General features: G+C 69.2%; 16 protein-coding genes. 7 read left to right on the forward strand and 9 right to left on the reverse strand.

The features are described 5' to 3' along the window. Positions 1 to 96 precede the first annotated feature (96 nt). Positions 97 to 1,200, forward strand: a complete 1,104-nt coding sequence (locus ACI2K6_RS11325; RefSeq protein WP_274178662.1) for an ABC transporter ATP-binding protein — start codon at positions 97 to 99, stop codon at positions 1,198 to 1,200. An 85-nt stretch (positions 1,201 to 1,285) separates the two neighbouring features. After that, the gene (locus ACI2K6_RS11330; RefSeq protein ID WP_112617117.1) at positions 1,286 to 2,590 is read left to right on the forward strand and encodes a DUF4032 domain-containing protein; all 1,305 of its coding nucleotides are present in this window, start codon (positions 1,286 to 1,288) and stop codon (positions 2,588 to 2,590) included. A 37-nt stretch (positions 2,591 to 2,627) separates the two neighbouring features. Here ACI2K6_RS11330 and ACI2K6_RS11335 read toward each other — a convergent pair whose 3' ends face one another. The 4 genes from ACI2K6_RS11335 to cysS all read right to left on the reverse strand — a co-directional run bounded on the left by ACI2K6_RS11335 (position 2,628) and on the right by cysS (position 8,317). Further along, positions 2,628 to 3,266 carry an NAD(P)-dependent oxidoreductase gene (locus ACI2K6_RS11335; protein WP_404568661.1) on the reverse strand — a complete coding sequence of 213 codons (639 nt, stop codon included), beginning with the start codon at positions 3,264 to 3,266 and terminating at the stop codon, positions 2,628 to 2,630. A gap of 55 nt (positions 3,267 to 3,321) precedes the next feature. Then, on the reverse strand, positions 3,322 to 5,790 hold the full coding sequence (locus ACI2K6_RS11340; RefSeq protein WP_404568855.1) for a glycogen/starch/alpha-glucan phosphorylase: 2,469 nt from the start codon (positions 5,788 to 5,790) through the stop codon (positions 3,322 to 3,324). Positions 5,791 to 5,931: 141 nt separating this feature from the next. Further along, entirely contained in the window at positions 5,932 to 6,921 is a 990-nt protein-coding gene (gene rlmB / locus ACI2K6_RS11345; protein WP_274178664.1) for a 23S rRNA (guanosine(2251)-2'-O)-methyltransferase RlmB, read from the reverse strand. Continuing rightward, complete coding sequence (gene cysS / locus ACI2K6_RS11350) at positions 6,914 to 8,317, reverse strand: cysteine--tRNA ligase (protein WP_404568662.1); 1,404 nt, start codon at positions 8,315 to 8,317, stop codon at positions 6,914 to 6,916. The genes rlmB and cysS overlap by 8 nt, the downstream gene beginning before the upstream one ends. A 72-nt stretch (positions 8,318 to 8,389) precedes the next feature. On the opposite strand from cysS, the gene ACI2K6_RS11355 reads away from it, so the two are divergent. Together ACI2K6_RS11355 and ACI2K6_RS11360 are read left to right on the forward strand one after the other, a co-directional pair. Beyond that, positions 8,390 to 9,319, forward strand: a complete 930-nt coding sequence (locus tag ACI2K6_RS11355) for a DMT family transporter (RefSeq protein ID WP_404568663.1) — start codon at positions 8,390 to 8,392, stop codon at positions 9,317 to 9,319. A 1-nt stretch (position 9,320) separates the two neighbouring features. Further along, positions 9,321 to 9,656, forward strand: a complete 336-nt coding sequence (locus tag ACI2K6_RS11360; RefSeq protein WP_404568664.1) for a GNAT family N-acetyltransferase — start codon at positions 9,321 to 9,323, stop codon at positions 9,654 to 9,656. 266 nt (positions 9,657 to 9,922) lie between these two features. Here the strand turns inward: ACI2K6_RS11360 and ispD are convergent, their stop codons facing one another. Further along, positions 9,923 to 11,104, reverse strand: a complete 1,182-nt coding sequence (gene ispD / locus ACI2K6_RS11365; protein ID WP_404568665.1) for a 2-C-methyl-D-erythritol 4-phosphate cytidylyltransferase — start codon at positions 11,102 to 11,104, stop codon at positions 9,923 to 9,925. Between the two features lie 22 nt (positions 11,105 to 11,126). Further along, positions 11,127 to 11,609, reverse strand: coding sequence for a CarD family transcriptional regulator (locus ACI2K6_RS11370; RefSeq protein ID WP_023954865.1), 483 nt, complete (start codon positions 11,607 to 11,609; stop codon positions 11,127 to 11,129). Positions 11,610 to 11,764: 155 nt separating this feature from the next. On the opposite strand from ACI2K6_RS11370, the gene ACI2K6_RS11375 reads away from it, so the two are divergent. Continuing rightward, positions 11,765 to 12,280, forward strand: coding sequence for a DNA modification methylase (locus tag ACI2K6_RS11375; protein WP_114588359.1), 516 nt, complete (start codon positions 11,765 to 11,767; stop codon positions 12,278 to 12,280). Between the two features lie 77 nt (positions 12,281 to 12,357). Here ACI2K6_RS11375 and ACI2K6_RS11380 read toward each other — a convergent pair whose 3' ends face one another. Further along, on the reverse strand, positions 12,358 to 13,041 hold the full coding sequence (locus ACI2K6_RS11380; RefSeq protein WP_112617125.1) for a response regulator transcription factor: 684 nt from the start codon (positions 13,039 to 13,041) through the stop codon (positions 12,358 to 12,360). Further along, complete coding sequence (locus ACI2K6_RS11385) at positions 13,038 to 14,246, reverse strand: sensor histidine kinase (RefSeq protein ID WP_404568666.1); 1,209 nt, start codon at positions 14,244 to 14,246, stop codon at positions 13,038 to 13,040. The genes ACI2K6_RS11380 and ACI2K6_RS11385 overlap by 4 nt, the downstream gene beginning before the upstream one ends. A 171-nt stretch (positions 14,247 to 14,417) precedes the next feature. Between ACI2K6_RS11385 and phoU the strand changes: the two genes are divergently transcribed. Then, positions 14,418 to 15,104 carry a phosphate signaling complex protein PhoU gene (gene phoU, locus ACI2K6_RS11390; protein ID WP_274178669.1) on the forward strand — a complete coding sequence of 229 codons (687 nt, stop codon included), beginning with the start codon at positions 14,418 to 14,420 and terminating at the stop codon, positions 15,102 to 15,104. Between the two features lie 66 nt (positions 15,105 to 15,170). On the opposite strand, the gene ACI2K6_RS11395 is transcribed toward phoU, so the two are convergent. Continuing rightward, positions 15,171 to 15,920: a phosphoglyceromutase gene (locus ACI2K6_RS11395; protein ID WP_112617128.1), complete on the reverse strand. Its 750-nt coding sequence runs from the start codon at positions 15,918 to 15,920 to the stop codon at positions 15,171 to 15,173. A 40-nt stretch (positions 15,921 to 15,960) separates the two neighbouring features. Here ACI2K6_RS11395 and ACI2K6_RS11400 point away from each other — a divergent pair, with 40 nt between their 5' ends. Continuing rightward, positions 15,961 to 16,779 carry a class I SAM-dependent methyltransferase gene (locus ACI2K6_RS11400; protein ID WP_274178670.1) on the forward strand — a complete coding sequence of 273 codons (819 nt, stop codon included), beginning with the start codon at positions 15,961 to 15,963 and terminating at the stop codon, positions 16,777 to 16,779.

A 16,779-nucleotide genomic window follows, 5' to 3' on the forward strand; every position in this document is an offset into this window, starting at 1 on the left:
ACTGAGAGCGCGCCCGATGAGGGGCGTACGGGGGCGACCCCGTTCCATTCACAACGGATCGTCCGGCACGTACCTGCCGGTGAAGGAGAAGAAACGATGGCGACTGTCACTTTCGACAACGCAACCCGTCTGTACCCCGGTGGCACGCGCCCCGCGGTCGACAAGCTCAACCTCGAAGTGGGCGACGGCGAGTTCCTCGTCCTGGTCGGCCCCTCCGGTTGCGGAAAGTCCACCTCGCTGCGCATGCTCGCCGGCCTCGAAGAGGTCAACTCGGGCAGCATCCGCATCGGTGAGCGCGACGTCACCGACGTTCCCCCGAAGGACCGCGACATCGCGATGGTCTTCCAGAACTACGCGCTCTACCCGCACATGACGGTCGCCGAGAACATGGGCTTCGCGCTCAAGATCGCCGGCGTCGGCAAGGAAGAGCGCGCGCAGCGCGTGCTCGAGGCCGCCAAGCTCCTCGACCTCGAGGAGTACCTGACCCGCAAGCCGAAGGCCCTCTCGGGTGGTCAGCGTCAGCGCGTCGCGATGGGCCGCGCCATCGTCCGCAAGCCCCAGGTGTTCCTCATGGACGAGCCGCTGTCGAACCTCGACGCCAAGCTCCGAGTCCAGACGCGCACCCAGATCGCTTCGCTGCAGCGCAGCCTCGGGGTCACCACGGTCTACGTCACGCACGACCAGACCGAGGCCCTCACCATGGGTGACCGCATCGCGGTCCTCAAGGACGGCATCCTGCAGCAGGTCGGCACGCCGCGCGACCTGTACGAGAAGCCGAACAACGTCTTCGTCGCCGGCTTCATCGGCTCGCCCGCCATGAACCTGTTCACGGCGTCGCTCGCCGAGGGCGGTGTGCAGTTCGGCACCAAGGTCGCCGCGGTCGAGGCCGACACGCTCGGCAAGGCTCACGGCTCGACGGTCACGATCGGCATCCGCCCCGAGGACATCATCGTCAACCCCGAGGACGGCCAGGGCCTGACCGTCGACGTCGACCTGGTCGAGGAGCTCGGCGCTGACGGCTACCTCTACGGCCACACCGACATCAACGGCAAGCGCACCGACATCGTCGCGCGCGTCGACGGCCGCCGTCACCCGAACGCGGGCGACCGGGTCGTCCTCGCCCCCGTCACCGGACACGTCCACGTGTTCGACGGCGAGACCGGCGAGCGCCTCACCGACAAGGCCATCGCTTCGGCCTGATCCGGTATCTTCGTACGCTGCGGCGCGGGTGGCCTCTGGTCGCCCGCGCCGCAGTCTTTGCGCCTCACATCCGATCGGAGAATCCGTGACCGCCTCGCTCTCGATCACCGCCAGCAGCGTCGACCCGGGTCTGCTCGCCCTCCCCTGGTCGACGACCCTCGCCGATTGGTCGACGCCCGACATCGTCTACCTTCCCAAGGGCATCTCGCGTCACCTCGTGCGCTTCGCGAACCTGTCCGGACGCGTCGTGGCGATCAAGGAGACGACGGCGACGATGGCTCGGCGCGAGTACGAGATGCTCGGCTCGCTGCAGCGCCTCGACGTGCCCTGCGTCGAGCGCGTCGCAGTCATCGACGGACGTCGCGACGAGAACGGCGAGGAACTGCCCGCTGCCCTCGTCACGGCCCACCTGAAGTTCTCCCTCCCCTACCGCGCCCTCTTCACCCAGGTGCTGCGTCCCGACACGGCGACCCGTCTCGTCGACGCCCTCGCCGTGCTCCTCGTGCGCCTGCACAACGTCGGCTTCTTCTGGGGCGACGTCTCCCTGTCGAACACGCTCTTCCGCCGCGACGCCGGCGCGTTCGCCGCGTACTTGGTCGACGCCGAGACCGGCGAGCTGCATGAGCGGGGCCTCACGCGCGGTCAGCGGATGCACGACCTCGACATCGCACGCACGAACATCGCCGGCGAGATCATGGACCTCGAAGCCGGTGGCCGCCTCGAAGGCGGTGTGGACGCCATCGCGATCGCCGACGGCATCATGTCGTCGTACCACTCGCTGTGGGCGGCCCTCACCGACCAGGAGACGTTCTCGGCGAACGAGTCGTGGCGCATCACCGAGCGCGTCCAGAAGCTCAACTCGCTCGGGTTCGACATCGGCGAGATGTCGATCGACGCGGCCGCCGACGGCACACGCGTATCGATCCAACCGAAGGTCGTCGACGCCGGCCACCACCAGCGTCGCCTGCTCCGCCTGACGGGACTGGATGTCGAGGAGAACCAGGCCCGCCGCCTGCTCAACGACCTCGATGAGTTCAGCGCGCGTGTGTCACGCCTCGGGTCGAACGAGGAGATGGTCGCGCACGAGTGGCTCACCCGCGTGTTCGAGCCCGTCGTCCTCTCGGTGCCGTGGGACCTGCGCGCCAAGCTCGAACCGGCGGAGCTCTTCCATCAGGTGCTCGAGCACCGCTGGTACCTCTCGCAGACCGAGGGGCGGTCCGTTCCCCTCGCGGAGGTGCTGTCGTCGTACGTCGAGAACGTGCTCCGTCACCGGCGCGACGAGGCGACCGTCATGGGGCCGCCGACCGAGACGATGTCGGTGCCGATCGTCACCGACTCCGTCCCGGTCGACGACGACGAGGCGGAGGTCGACTGGCGCGACCTGGTCTGAGCGCCAGGTCGCCCGCGCTCCGAGGGGGTGCCGCCGGTCAGTAGCCGACAGTGAAGCGCTCGCGGACGTGCTTCGGGTTCTCGATCTCGTCGACGACCGCGATGGCGAAGTCGGCGCCCGAGATGAACGAGTCGCCGTTCTCGTCGGTCACGAGCACGTCTCCACCGTCGCGATAGTGTCCGGTGCGCTCGCCCGGGTTGAATGAGCCGAAGCCGCCGGCGGGATGGATGAAGAACCAGTCGCGACCGCTCTCGTCGGCCTGCAGGTCGTCGAGGATGCCGATCGCCTCGAGCGCCTCGTCCTTGAACTCCTCGGGGAAGCCGCTGTCGATCAGGCGCGGACCGCCCGGCGCGACGAGGCTGCCACCCGCGCCGCCGACCACGCCGACGCGCACGTTCTCGGGAAGACTCTCGACCAGCAGCGCCGTGTTCGGGCGCACCTGGCCCTGCATGTCGCCGCGCGGCGCGACGGCGGAGACCACGACATCGACGCCCTCGAGCTGACCGACGAGCGCCGGCACGTCGAGCAGGGTGCCTTCGAGGTAGGTCGCACCCTCGACGCGCTCAGCGGGAACCTTGCGGGCGACCGAGACCACGGTGTGGCCGCGCGACACGGCTTCCTCGACGATGTGGCTGCCGGCGTAGCCGGTGCCTCCGATGACAGCGATGCGTGCCATGACTGTTACCTCCGTTGGGTGTCGAGCGCAGACCGCGGTCCGCGCGTGTGGCGAGTCAGCGAGCGGGCTGGGTGTGCCAGATACGGTCGATGTAGTCGCGGATGGAGCGGTCCGACGAGAAGAAACCCGTGCGGGCGACGTTCAGGATGGCCGAACGGGTCCAGGCATCGCGGTCGGCGTAGGCGGCATCCACCCGCTCCTGCGCCGCGATGTACGACGTGTAGTCGGCCAGCACCATGAACCGGTCGTCGTAGAGCAGGTTCGACACGACGGGCTCGAAGGTCGAGCGGTCGCCCTCCGAGAACGCGCCCGACCCGATCAGGTCCAGGGCACGGCGCAGCTCGTCGTCAGCCTGGGCGAACTCTCCCGGCCGATAGCCGGCGGCCCAGAGTTCCTCGACCTCGGGCTCGCTCATGCCGAACAGGAAGAAGTTGTCGTCACCGACGAGCTCACGGATCTCCACGTTCGCGCCGTCATCGGTGCCTATGGTGAGCGCGCCGTTCAGGGCGAACTTCATGTTGCCCGTGCCCGAAGCCTCCTTGCCGGCCAGCGAGATCTGCTCCGACAGGTCGGCGGCGGGGATGACCCGCTCGGCAAGGGTGACGTTGTAGTTCGGCGGGAAGACGACCTTGAGGCGCCCCTCGAGGCGCGGGTCGTTGTTGACGACTGCGCCAACCGCGTTGATGAGATGGATCACACGCTTGGCCATCGCGTAGCCGGGAGCCGCCTTCGCGCCGAAGATGAAGGTGCGCGGCTGCAGGTCGGATACCGCCACTCGGCCCGACACGACACGCTCGTAGAGGGTGACGATGTGCAGCAGCTTCAGCGTCTGACGCTTGTACTCGTGCAGCCGCTTGACCATGACGTCCAGCAGATGGTCGTCGGCGATCTCGAAGCCGTCGCGCTTCATCAGAACGTCGTTGAGGCGCCGCTTGTTCGCGGCCTTCACGTCGGCGAAGGCAGCGCGGAAGTCCGGGTCCTCCGCGTACGACTCGAGTTCACGCAACCGCTCGAGGTCGGTGAGCCAGCCCGTGCCGAGCGCGGCCGTGATGAGCTCGGAGAGCTTCGGGTTCGCCAGCCGCATGAATCGGCGCGGCGTGACGCCGTTCGTGACGTTCGTGAACTTCTCGGGCATCATCTCGTCGAACTGATGCAGCACCTTCTCGCGCAGCAGCTGCGAGTGCAGCTCGGCGACGCCGTTCACCTTCGCCCCGGCGACCGTCGCGAGGTAGGCCATGCGCACGGCCCGGTGCTCGGAGACGATCGACATGTCGCGCAGACGCTGCTCGTCGTCGCCGAACCGCTCGCGCACACGCAGCAGGAACTCGTCGTTGATGCGGTAGATGATCTCGAGATGCCGCGGCAGCAGGCGTCCGAGCAGATCGACCGACCAGACCTCGAGCGCCTCGGGCAGCAGGGTGTGGCAGGTGTAGGCGAAGCACTTCTGGGTGATCGCCCACGCGGCATCCCAGTCGAGCTTCCGCTCGTCGACCAGCACGCGCATCATCTCGGGGACGGCGATGACGGGGTGGGTGTCGTTGAGCTGGAAGATGACGCGGTCGGGCAGATCCTCGAGATCGAAGTCCTCAGGCAGCACCTTCGTCATGTAGTCGGCGATGGATGCCGCGACGAAGAAGTACTGCTGCTGCAGGCGCAGCTCCTTGCCCTGCGGAGTGGAGTCCTCGGGGTAGAGGACCTTCGAGATGTTCTCGGCGAAGGTCTGCGCGCGCACCGCCTCGACGTAGTCGCCGCTGTTGAAGGTGCGCAGGTCGAAGGCCTTCGTCGCCTCGGCGCTCCAGAGGCGGAGGGTGTTCACCCGACCGTTCTGGTAGCCGGGGACCATGTAGTTGTAGGGCACGGCACGGACGCTCCAGGCCGGCACCCACCGGCTGCGGATGACGCCGTCATCGTCGTAGGTCTCGGTGTGACCCGCGAACGACACGGTCTGCGCCGCTTCGGGGTGACGGAACTCCCACGGCGAGCCGAGTGCGAGCCAGGCATCCGGCTTCTCGATCTGCTCGCCGCCCCGGAACACCTGCCGGAAGATGCCGTATTCGTAGCGGATGCCGTAGCCGATACTCGGCACGCTGAGGGTGGCCAGCGAGTCGACGAAGCACGCGGCCAGTCGCCCGAGACCGCCGTTGCCGAGGCCCGGCTCGACCTCGTGGGCACGCATCGTGTCGATGTCGATGCCGCACGCGGCCAGTGCTTCGGTGGCGATGTCGGTGAGCCCCGACGCGAGCAGGTTGTTGTCGAGCTGGCGCCCGAGCAGGTACTCCGCCGACAGGTAGCAGACGGCCTTCCGCTGGTCCTCGCGCTGACGTCGCTGATCTTCGAGCCACCGCGCGACGAGGTAATCGCGGACGGTCGCCGCGAGCGCCATGTACTTGTCGGTCTCGGTGGCCGCCGACAGCGCGACGCCGCGCTCCATGTTGAGGTTCAGCAGGAACTCACGCACGAAACCGTCGACCGTGGCCGGAGGCGAGCTCACCGGCGCGAGCGCCAGCGGGTGGGTCGCGATGATCGTGCGGGAGCCGGAGGTGTTGTCGTTCTCGCTCACGCTTCGAAACTACCCGCTGGATCGTCATCCCGCGGGGTCGTCTCTGATGGACCGCCCGGAATTTACAGGAAGGTCATCGCTCGGTCACAGCCGGCGTCACCGCGATCACTCCTGGGCGGCGCGGATCGTGGCGACCTGGTAGAGCGCGACGGACGCCGCGATGCCGGCGTTGAGCGACTCGGTCGCCGACGAGATGGGGATCGAGACGACCTGATCGCACGTCTCCGTCACCAGACGCGAAAGACCCTTGCCCTCCGAGCCCACGACGATGACGACCGGGCGGTCGGCCAGCTGCAGTGCCGGCAGCGCGACATCTCCCCCGCCGTCGAGACCGAGCACGAAGACGCCCTGCTTCTTGAACTCCTTCAGCGTGGTCGTCAGGTTCGGTGCGATCACGACCGGGATGCGCGCGGCCGCGCCGGCGCTGGTCTTCCAGGCGGCCGAGTTGACGCCCGCCGAGCGGCGCTGCGGCACGATGACGCCCTGGCTGCCGAAGGCGGCCGCCGAGCGCATGATCGCCCCGAGGTTGCGGGGGTCGGTGACGCCGTCGAGCGCGACCAGCAGCGGCGTCTCGCCCGAGTCGATGACCTGCTCGAGAAGATCCTGCGGGTGGCCGTACTCGTACGGAGGCACCTTGATCGCGACGCCCTGGTGCACGCCGTCGAACCCGGCCATGCGGTCGAGTTCCTGCCGCGTGACCTCGAGCACGGGGATGCCGCGGTTCGTGGCGATCGACAGCATCTCCTTGACGCGGTCGTCCATCTCGACGCGCTGCGCGATGTAGAAGGCGGTGGCGGGGATCTTGGCGCGCAGCGCCTCGAGGACGCTGTTGCGGCCGGTGACCGTCTCGGTGTCGTCACCCGACTTCGACTTGGGCGCGCGGTTCGAGCTGCCTTGGCGCTGCTGCGGCTTGCCGCCGGCAGCGACGTAGCGCTCCTGGGCGGCCTTGCGCTTACCGGCGGGGTGCCAGGCGCGGTCTTCGGCCTTGGGGGTCGGGCCGCGCCCCTCGAGCGAGCGACGGTTCTTGCCGCCGGTGCCCTTGGTGGGGCCCTTCTTCTTGCCGCGTCCGGCGGACGGGTTTCCTGGCTTAGCCACGGTTCACACTCCAATGGGTCCCCTCGGGACCGTCTTCGAGGACGATGCCGGCCGCCGCGATCGCGTCGCGGATGCGGTCGGCCGTCGCCCAGTCCTTGGTGGCGCGCGCCTCGGCGCGCTGGTCGATCATGGTGCGCACGAGCGCATCGAGAGCGATGGTCTCGGCGTCGTCGCCGCGCGCCTCGCCGGCGGCGTCGAGTCCGAGCACAGCGAGCATTCCCGAGACGGCTGCGACGGCATGCGCCACTGCGTCTCGATCGCCCGCGTCGAGAGCGGTGTTGCCCGCCCGAACCGTCTCATGCAGCACGGCGAGCGCCTGCGGGACGGCGAGATCGTCGTCCATCGCCGAGGCGAAGGCGGCGGGAAGTTCGACGTCGCGAGGCGCTGATGCGTCGGGAAGCACGCGCGCGGCGCGCTGCAGGAACGCCTGGATGCGGGCGACCGCCGCCTCCGCCTCATCGAAACTCTGTGAGGTCAGGTCGAGGCTCGATCGGTAGTGGGCGGCTCCGAGCGCGTATCGCACGACGCGGGGGTCGTGCTCACGCAGCACATCGTCGGCGAGCAGGAAGTTGCCGAGCGACTTCGACATCTTCTGATCGCCGACCGTGACGAGGCCGTTGTGAACCCAGTAGCGCGCGAAGGCGTCACCCGCGGCGGTGGACTGCGCGAGCTCGTTCTCGTGGTGCGGGAAGCGCAGGTCGAGCCCGCCGCCGTGGATGTCGAACTCGCCGCCGAGGTAGCGCCGGCTCATCGCCGAGCACTCGATGTGCCAGCCGGGACGGCCGAGTCCCCAGGGGGAGCTCCAGGCGGCGTCCGACGGCTCTTCGGGCTTGGCGCCCTTCCACAGGGCGAAGTCGCGCGGATCGCGCTTGCCTCGCGGGTCGGCGTCCGCCGCGGCCTCCATCGCGTCAAGCGACTGGCGCGTCAACGAGCCGTAATCGGGCCACGACCGCACATCGAAGTACACGTCTCCCGATCCGTCCGGCGCCGCATAGGCGTGGCCGCGCTCGATGAGGGTCTCGATGAGCTCGATCATCTGCGGAACGGATGCCGTGGCGCGCGGCTCGTACGTCGGCGCGAGCACGCGGACCGCCGCATAAGCGCGAGTGAACTCGAGCTCGATCCGGTAGGCGAGCGCCCACCAGGGCTCGGCATCCGTCGCATTGGCGAGGATCTTGTCGTCGATGTCGGTGACGTTGCGGACGAAAGTCACCCGCCCGTGACGGTACTCGAGCCAGCGACGCAGGATGTCGAACCCGACAGCGGCCCGGACATGGCCGATGTGGGGCCCCGACTGGACCGTCGGACCGCAGACGTAGACCGTGACGTTCGACGGGTCGCGCGGCGCGAAATCGCGCAGCGCCTGCGCGCGGGTGTCGTAGAGGCGAACGGTCACTGCACCAGCCTACCGGCGGGCTGCCACGCCGCCGTGGCATGAGCGCGCTCCGAGACGCGGTAGAACTGGAGGGTGCTGCCCGTGATCGCCGTCCTCGCCGCGGCAGTGCTGTTCGGCACGACCGGCACCGCACAGGCTCTCGGCCCCGAGAGCACCACACCGCTGGGGGTCGGCGCCGCCCGGCTCATCGTCGGCGGCACGGCGCTCGCTGCCGTCGGCCTTTCGGTCGGGGCCCGAAGACAGCGCGCACGCTTCGCACGCGACGGCATCCGCCCGGTCGCAAGTTCGCGCGCCGTCGCCCTCATGGCACTGTCCGGACTCTGCCTCGCCCTCTACCAGCCGTTGTTCTTCCTCGGCACGGCGCGCAACGGTGTCGCCGTAGGGACGGTCATCGCACTCGGATCCGCGCCGGTGCTGGCCGGACTGCTCGAGTGGGCCCTCACACGGCGGCGGCCGACGACGTCGTGGATGACAGCGACCGCCCTGGCCACGGCCGGAGTCGCCCTGCTCGCCGTCGCGGGAGGCGGCTCGGCGGGGGCGGACGGTCTTGGCGTGCTGGGGTCACTCGGGGCGGGCGCCTCGTTCGCGGTGATCGCCAACGCGCAGCGGCGGCTGATCTCCGGCGGCTGGGACGCCTTCACCGTCTCGGGCGCGATGGGAGCCGGAGCTGCGGCGTGCGGCGTCGCGATGCTCCCTTTCACCGACATGGGCTGGCTCACCGACGCCCGCGGCTGGACGATGGCTCTCTGGCTCGGGCTCGCGACCGTCGCGCTCGCCTACGCCCTGTTCACCTGGGGGCTCGGCGGTCTGAGCGCCGCGACCGCGGCGACTCTCACCCTCGCCGAACCGCTGACGGCAAGTCTGCTCGGCGTCATCCTGCTCGGTGAACGTCTCGCTCCGCTCGCGCTCGTTGGGCTGGCGGTGCTCGCCGCCGGCCTGGTGCTGCTCGCCGCGACCTCGCGCTCTCGCAGCAACCCCGCCCCGACACCCCTGGAGGCCTGACATGACGGAATCGCTCACCATCGTCCGAGATGATCTCTCCGGCGTCGCGACGCGCGGGCTGCTGGCCGCACATCTGGCCGGCATGCTCGCGAACACGCCCGTCGAGAGCGTGCACGCACTCGACCTGACGGCGCTGCAGCATCCCTCCGTGCGGGTGTACTCGGCTTGGCTGGGCGACGAGATCGCCGCCGTCGGAGCGTTCAAGGTTCTCGGCAGCGACCGCGCGGAGATCAAGTCCATGCGCGTCTCGGAGGCCTTCGTCGGGCGCGGGCTCGGGCGCGCGATGCTGCAGCACCTCGAGCGGGAAGCCCGGGACGCCGGCATCCGCTCGCTCTGACTCGAGACCGGCTCCGGCGCGGATTTCGTCCCGGCACGCGGACTCTACGAGAGCGCCGGGTTCTCGTACTGCCCGCCCTTCGGCGACTACTCCCCCGATCCGCTGTCGGTGTTCATGACGCGCGACCTCGATCCCGCGACCGAGTCCGCTGCTCGCTGAGCCGCAGCACGGTCGACGTCGGGCGCACTTCGATGCATCAGGCGCAGCTCGAACCGCGCTTCATCCGCGCAACTGCGCCCGACCCGTGCCGGATGCCGGCTGACCCGTCAGCGGATGCGGTGAACGAGGGCGACGGCGGTCGCTGAGACGCCTTCGCCGGTGCCGGTGAACCCGAGCCCGTCGGTCGTCGTCGCGGCGACGGAAACCTGCGCCCCGAGGGCATCTGTCAAGACCGCCTCGGCCTCGGCACGGCGCGGCGCGAATCGCGGGCGGTTGGCCTGCACCTGAACCGAGACGTTGCCGATCGCGAACCCGGCCTCAGACACGAGCTCGCGCACCCGCCGCAGGAAGACGACGCCCGAGGCACCCGCGTACTCGGGACGGTCGACGCCGAAGTGGGTGCCGATATCGCCGAGGCCCGCGGCCGCGAGCACCGCGTCGACGATCGCGTGGGCGACGGCGTCACCGTCGGAGTGACCGCGCAGTCCGGCCTCGCCGGGCCAATCGAGCCCAGCCAGCCGCAATTCCCCGTCCCCCCCGAAGGCGTGGACGTCGGTACCGATACCGACGAGCGGGATCACGGATGCCGCAGGAGTCGCCGGCCGCAACAGGTGACGCGCTCGATCGAGGTCGGCGGGCGTGGTGATCTTGAACGACAGATCGTCGCCCATCACCGTGTGGACGGGGTGACCGACGGCCGCGAACAGGGCGGCGTCGTCGGTGTACTCCTCCGTCGCCGCGGCGTACGCCGCCTCGAGGAGCGCGCGGGGGAAACCCTGGGGAGTCTGCGCCGCTACGAGCGGAGCGCGATCGACGGCTTCGTCGACCACGGCGCCGGTCACGCGTTTGAGCGTATCGACGACCGGTCGGGCGGGGACGACCCCGGCGCCGGTGCGTTCGACCTCGGCGATCACCCGTTCGAAGACATCCGGCGGGGTGAGGGCGCGAGCGGCGTCATGGACGAGGACGGTCTCGACGTCGGCCCACAGCGCTGCGAGCCCCGCGGCGACCGACTGCTGCCGCGTCTGGCCACCGACGACGACCGACACGAGATCGGACCGCCCGCCGAACGCCGCTTCGGCCTCGGTCTGCGCGTCGCCCTGACGTCCGCGGGGAACGACGATCACGACCTGCGCCGCCGGCGCCGCGGCAATGCCGTCGAGGGCGTGCCTCAGGATCGAATGCTCGTCGATACCGACGAAAGCCTTCGGCGCCCCGGCCGACAATCGTGTTCCGGAACCGGCCGCGACGACGACGATAGCGACGCGCGGAACGGGGATGATGCCCACGGCAGCGGATGCCGGATCGGCCTCAGGAGGCGAGGACCTCGTCGAGGACGCCCGAAGCGTGGTCCTCATCGGCCTTCAGCGCGAGCGCGATCTCGGAGACGAGGATCTGACGCGCCTTGGCGAGCATGCGCTTCTCACCCGCGGACAGGCCACGGTCCTGATCGCGACGCCACAGGTCGCGAACGACTTCGCTCACCTTGATGACATCGCCCGAGGCGAGCTTCTCGAGGTTGGCCTTGTACCGACGCGACCAGTTGGTCGGCTCTTCGGTGAAGGGAGCGCGCAGGACGTCGAACACGCGCTCGAGACCGTCCTTGCCGATGACGTCGCGAACGCCGACCAGGTCGACGTTGTCAGCCGGGACCTCGATGATGAGGTCTCCCTGGGTGACGTTGAGCTTCAGGTATTTCTTCGTCTCGCCCTTGATGATCCGGTCCTTGACCTCGATGATCGTGGCTGCCCCGTGGTGGGGGTAGACGACGGTTTCGCCAACCTCAAAAAGCATGGAGTTATATCCCTTCGGCAACATCCAGGATAACACAGGGGGCATACAGTAAGGTTTGCCGCCGCTTATGCCCCGCAGCATCCAGCCGATGTCGGCGGACCAGCCTCGTCACCCTCTAGACTGCTGAGGACGCCGTCTGCCTGCCTGGAGGATCCGTGAAACTGCGAATCGTCGCTTCGATTGCCGTGGGCGCCGCCCTGACCCTGGGAGCCGCCGGCTGCAGCATGATCGCGCCGCAGGCGACCACGATCGACTTCTCCGCTTCGGACGGCGTGAACATCCCGCCGTCCGGCCCGCTCGACGTCCGCAACGCGATGGTCATCGCCGACGAGTCCGGCACGGCCGGCAACTTCCTCGCCGCCATCGTCAACCCCACCGACGAGGACCACACGCTCATCTTCGGGTTCGACGGCGTCACCACCGAGATCGAGGTTCCGGCCCGCGACAGCATCAGCCTGGGCGTCGACGGCAACGAGCCGATCCTGCTCGACGGCATCGACACCAAGCCCGGCGCGACCCTTCCGATGTCGTTCCAGTCGGGCGACGCCGAGGGCGTGCGCATCGACGTGCCCGTCCTCGACGGCAAGCTTCCCTACTACACCGAGTACGTCCCGCTCGAGACGCCGACCCCGTCGGTGACCCCCACCCCGTCGGCCACCCCGACACCGTGACGACTCGGCGCATCTGACGCGAACAGAGGGCCCGGCGTTCATCGCCGGGCCCTCTCTTTTCATCGCGCTCGCGAGCGTCAGCCTTCGAATCGATAGCCGAGGCCTCGAACGGTGAGCAGCATCGACGGCTGCCCCGGGTCGCTCTCGATACGCGAGCGGATGCGCTTGATGTGCACGTCCAAGGTCTTCGTGTCACCGAAGTAGTCGCTGCCCCACACGCGGTCGATCAGCTGCCCGCGGGTCATCACGCGTCCGGCGTTGCGCATGAGCACTTCGAGCAGCTCGAACTCCTTGAGCGGCATGTTGATCACGCTGCCGTCCACGGCGACCGTGTGACGGTCGAGGTCGATCGTGACCCGACCGCCGACGAGCACGCGTTCGTCGACATCGACCTCTGCGGTCGCCGCACGGCGCAGCACAGCCCGCATCCGCGCCAGCAGCTCGCGCGACGAGTACGGCTTCGTCACGTAATCGTCGGCGCCCAATTCCAGCCCGACGACGATGTCGACCTCGGAGTCCTTGGCCGTGAGCATGATGATCGGGATCTTCGACGTCGTCCGGATGATGCGGCACACCTCGGTTCCCGGCATCCCGGGCAGCATGAGGTCGAGCAGCACGATGTCGGCACCACGCGACTCGAAAGCCTCGAGCGCAGCGGGTCCGTCCTCGGCGATCTCGACCTCGAAGCCCTCCCGTCGCAGCAGGTAGGCCAGCGGGTCGGCGAGGTCGGGCTCATCCTCCACGAGCAGGACACGGGTCATGATGGGTCTCCCTTCGCCCGGGCGGGAAGGGCCCGGGCGATCTTCTTTCTGGTCTTCCTGGGCGTCGGCGCCGCGCCGTCGGGCGCGGCGATCGCGGGAAGGCGGATGGTGAACGTGGAGCCGCGGCCCGGCCGCGACCACAGCTGGACCTCGCCGCCGTGGCGCTGGACGGCGTGCTTGACGATCGACAGCCCGAGCCCGGTGCCCCCGGTGCGTCGGGAACGGGCGTAGTCGGCCCGGTAGAAGCGCTCGAAGACGCGCTGCTGCTCGCTCTCGGGGATCCCGATGCCCCGGTCGGTGACGGCGATCTCCACCGTGTCGCCGTTGCCGCGGATGCCCACGCCCACTTGGCTCGCCGGCGGCGAATAGACGATGGCGTTGGCGATGAGATTGCCCACCGCTTCGCTCAGCACCTGCACGTCCCCGCGGACGTAGAGACCGCGGTCGCCACCGCGTACGAGGGCGACGCCCGCCGACTCGGCAGCGATCGCGTGCGTCTCGATCGCCGACGTGACGACCTCGTCGATCGCGACGTCGCGCAGCTCGGTCAGCTCGTCGGAGGACTGCAGGCGAGACAGGCTCATGATGCGCGAGGTCAGGTTGCCGAGCCGCATCGCCTCGGCGCTCAGCCTGCTGGCGAACGAGCGCACCTGTTCCGGGTCGTCGGCGGCCGACTCGATCGCCTCGGCGAGCAGAGTGACGGCTCCGACCGGTGTCTTCAGCTCGTGGCTCGTGTTGGCCACGAAGTCGCGGCGCATCTCAGCGAGCCGCTCGCGCTCGGTGATGTCGCGGACCAGCACGAGCGTGAAACGCGGCGTGATGCTGCTGGCGCGCGCGACGATGAGGCGCGGTTCCGCCGGCGCGACGCCGCGTCGGAGCTTCAGCGTTCCCGTCTCGGAGTGCGGCACGCCGCGGGAAGACCGCAGCAGCTCGCGCAGCTCGTCGCCGGGGATCGACTCGCCCTCGAAGAGACCGAACAACTCGGCGGAGGGCGACGTCGCGACGATCGTGAACGACGCATCGACGATGAGCGCAGCCTCGTCGAGGGCGCCCAGAACCTCACGCGCGCCCGCAGGCAGTTCACCGTCGGCCTGTTCCTGCGCCTGAGCGCGAGCACGCCAGGCGAGGAAGGCCACGGCGCTGATGAGAAGGCCGACGAACACGCCCGCGAGAAGGGCGAGCAGCGCGAGCTGCGTCGGATTCATTCCTCCAGATTAGAACGCGGCGCAGGGTCCGCCCATCGCGTCTCGGCCGTTCCTACCCCGACTGGCGCGGATGTTCATCGGCTCGGCACCGTTCGTTAACCTTGTCGAGCGACAATCGCGTCGCCGTGAGTACGGCGTCGTGCTGTCTCCGCAAGAAGGAAAGGTGCTCCGATGCGCGAAGTGTTCCACCAGTCCCTCGAGGACGTCCAGACCCGCCTGGTCGAGATCTCCGAGCTGGTGACCGTCGCGATCGAGAAGGCCACGCGTGCATTCGGCACGAGCGACATCACCCTCGCCGAAGAGGTCATCGACGCGGATGCCGTGATCGATGAGAAGGCCATCGCGATCGACGAGCTGGCGATCGAGATCCTCGCCCGCCAGCAGCCGGTCGCCCGTGACCTGCGCATCGTCGTCTCAGCGCTGCGCACGAGTGCGTCGCTCGAGCGCATGGGCGACATCGCCGAGCACATCGCGCAGCTCACCCGCATGCGCTTCCCCGAGCGAGCGATCCCGAAGGGCCTCAAGGGCACCTTCACCAAGATGGGCGAGATCGACGTCGAGGTCGCGCGCACGCTGACCGAGCTGCTGCGCTCGGAAGACCTCGCGCTCGTCGAGACGCTGCGTGCTCTCGACGACCGGCTCGACGACCTCCACCTCAGCGTCTTCGAGAAGGTGCTCAGCGAGAACTGGCAGGGCGAGGCCGCGGCCACGGTCGACGCGACCCTCGCCAGCCGGTACCACGAGCGCTTCGCCGATCACGCGGTGACGGTCGGCAAGCGCGTGGCCTACCTCGCGACGGGTGAATGGCGCCCCGACACCGAGACGATCAACGTCATCGTGAGCGAGAGCGGTCTCTGACCGGCATCCGGTCTCGACGACGAAGGGGCGGTGCCGATCGGCACCGCCCCTTCGTGCGTGTCGTACTCAGGCCTTGCCCTGGTTGGCCACGGCAGCAGCTCCCGCTGCGGCCGCCTCGGGGTCGAGGTACTCTCCCGGACCGAGCGGCTTCAGGTCCTCGTCGAGCTTGTAGACCAGCGGGATGCCGGTGGGGATGTTCAGCTCGGCGATGTCGTCGTCGCTGATGCCCTCGAGCTGCTTGACGAGCGCGCGGAGCGAGTTGCCGTGAGCGGTGACGAGCACGGTCTTGCCGGCACGCAGGTCCGTGGCGATGTCGGACTCCCAGTAGGGCAGCAGACGGTCGATGACGAGCTTCAGCGACTCGGTGCGGGGCACCTCGCCGTCGATGTCGGCATAGCGCGGGTCGTTCACCTGGCTGTACTGGTCGTCGTCGGCGAGGGGCGGCGGCGGCACGTCGAACGAACGACGCCACAGCATGAACTGCTCGTTGCCGAACTCCGCGAGGGTCTGCGCCTTGTCCTTGCCCTGCAGGGCGCCGTAGTGGCGCTCGTTCAGACGCCACGAACGCTTGACCGGGATCCAGAGGCGGTCGGCCGCATCGAGCGCGATCTGAGCGGTCTGGATGGCGCGGCTGAGGACCGATGTGTACAGGACGTCGGGAAGCAGGCCCGCCTCGGCGAGCAGCTCACCGCCGCGCTGGGCCTCGGCCTTGCCCTGGTCGGTGAGTCGGACGTCGACCCAGCCGGTGAACTGGTTGGACTTGTTCCACTCGCTCTGCCCGTGGCGGAGGAGGATCAGCGTGTAGGGCGCACTCATGCTCCGAGTCTATCGAGCCGGGGCCTGCGATCATGGGGTCATGGCCCCGGGACATATCGGGCAGGCCACCCGTGGAACCACGAACACGAACCGCCTGCGTCGCGTCGATCGCTGGATCGCGCGGCATCCCGTGCTGCGCCGGTGCGCCGACCCCCTGGTGATCGACCTCGGCTACGGCGCGAGCGGCGTCACGGCGTTCGAGCTGGAGGCACGCCTGCGCCCCGCGCGACCCGACGTCGAGGTGCTCGGGCTCGAGATCGATCCCGAGCGCGTCGCTCGCGCGCGCACGCAACTCGAGGAGGTGCGGGTCGGACGGACGCCCTTCGCCCCGGACGCCCGCGTCGGATTCGCGCGAGGCGGGTTCGAGGTGCCCGTGCCGGGTAGCCGCCGGCCGGCGATCATCCGTGCCTTCAACGTATTGCGCCAGTACGACGAAGCGGATGTCGCCGACGCGTGGTCCCGGATGACGTCGCGCCTCGCACCCGACGGCATGCTCGTCGAGGGCACGTGCGACGAGATCGGCCGGGTGAGCACCTGGATCGAGGTGGGCCCGGGTGCCGCACCCCGCAGCCTCACCATCTCGCTCCGTCTCGCGGGGCTCGACTCCCCCGCGATCGCGGCCGAACGTCTGCCGAAGGCCCTCATCCACCGGAACGTCGCCGGTGAGCGGGTGCACGAGCTGCTGTCGTCGCTCGACGACGAGTGGCGGCGGGCCGCGCCGGCATCCGCTTTCGGCCCGGTGCAACGGTGGCGGACGGCCCTGGGGGCGATGGCTGACCGCGGAATCGACCTCGGCGACCGTTCACGGTGGCGCCTGGGCGAGTTCACCGTTCCGTGGAGCGCAGTCGCGCCGCACTGA

It is taken from the genome of Microbacterium sp. NPDC006705 (genome assembly GCF_044903545.1).
GTDB classification, from domain to species: Bacteria; Actinomycetota; Actinomycetes; order Actinomycetales; family Microbacteriaceae; genus Microbacterium; species Microbacterium plantarum.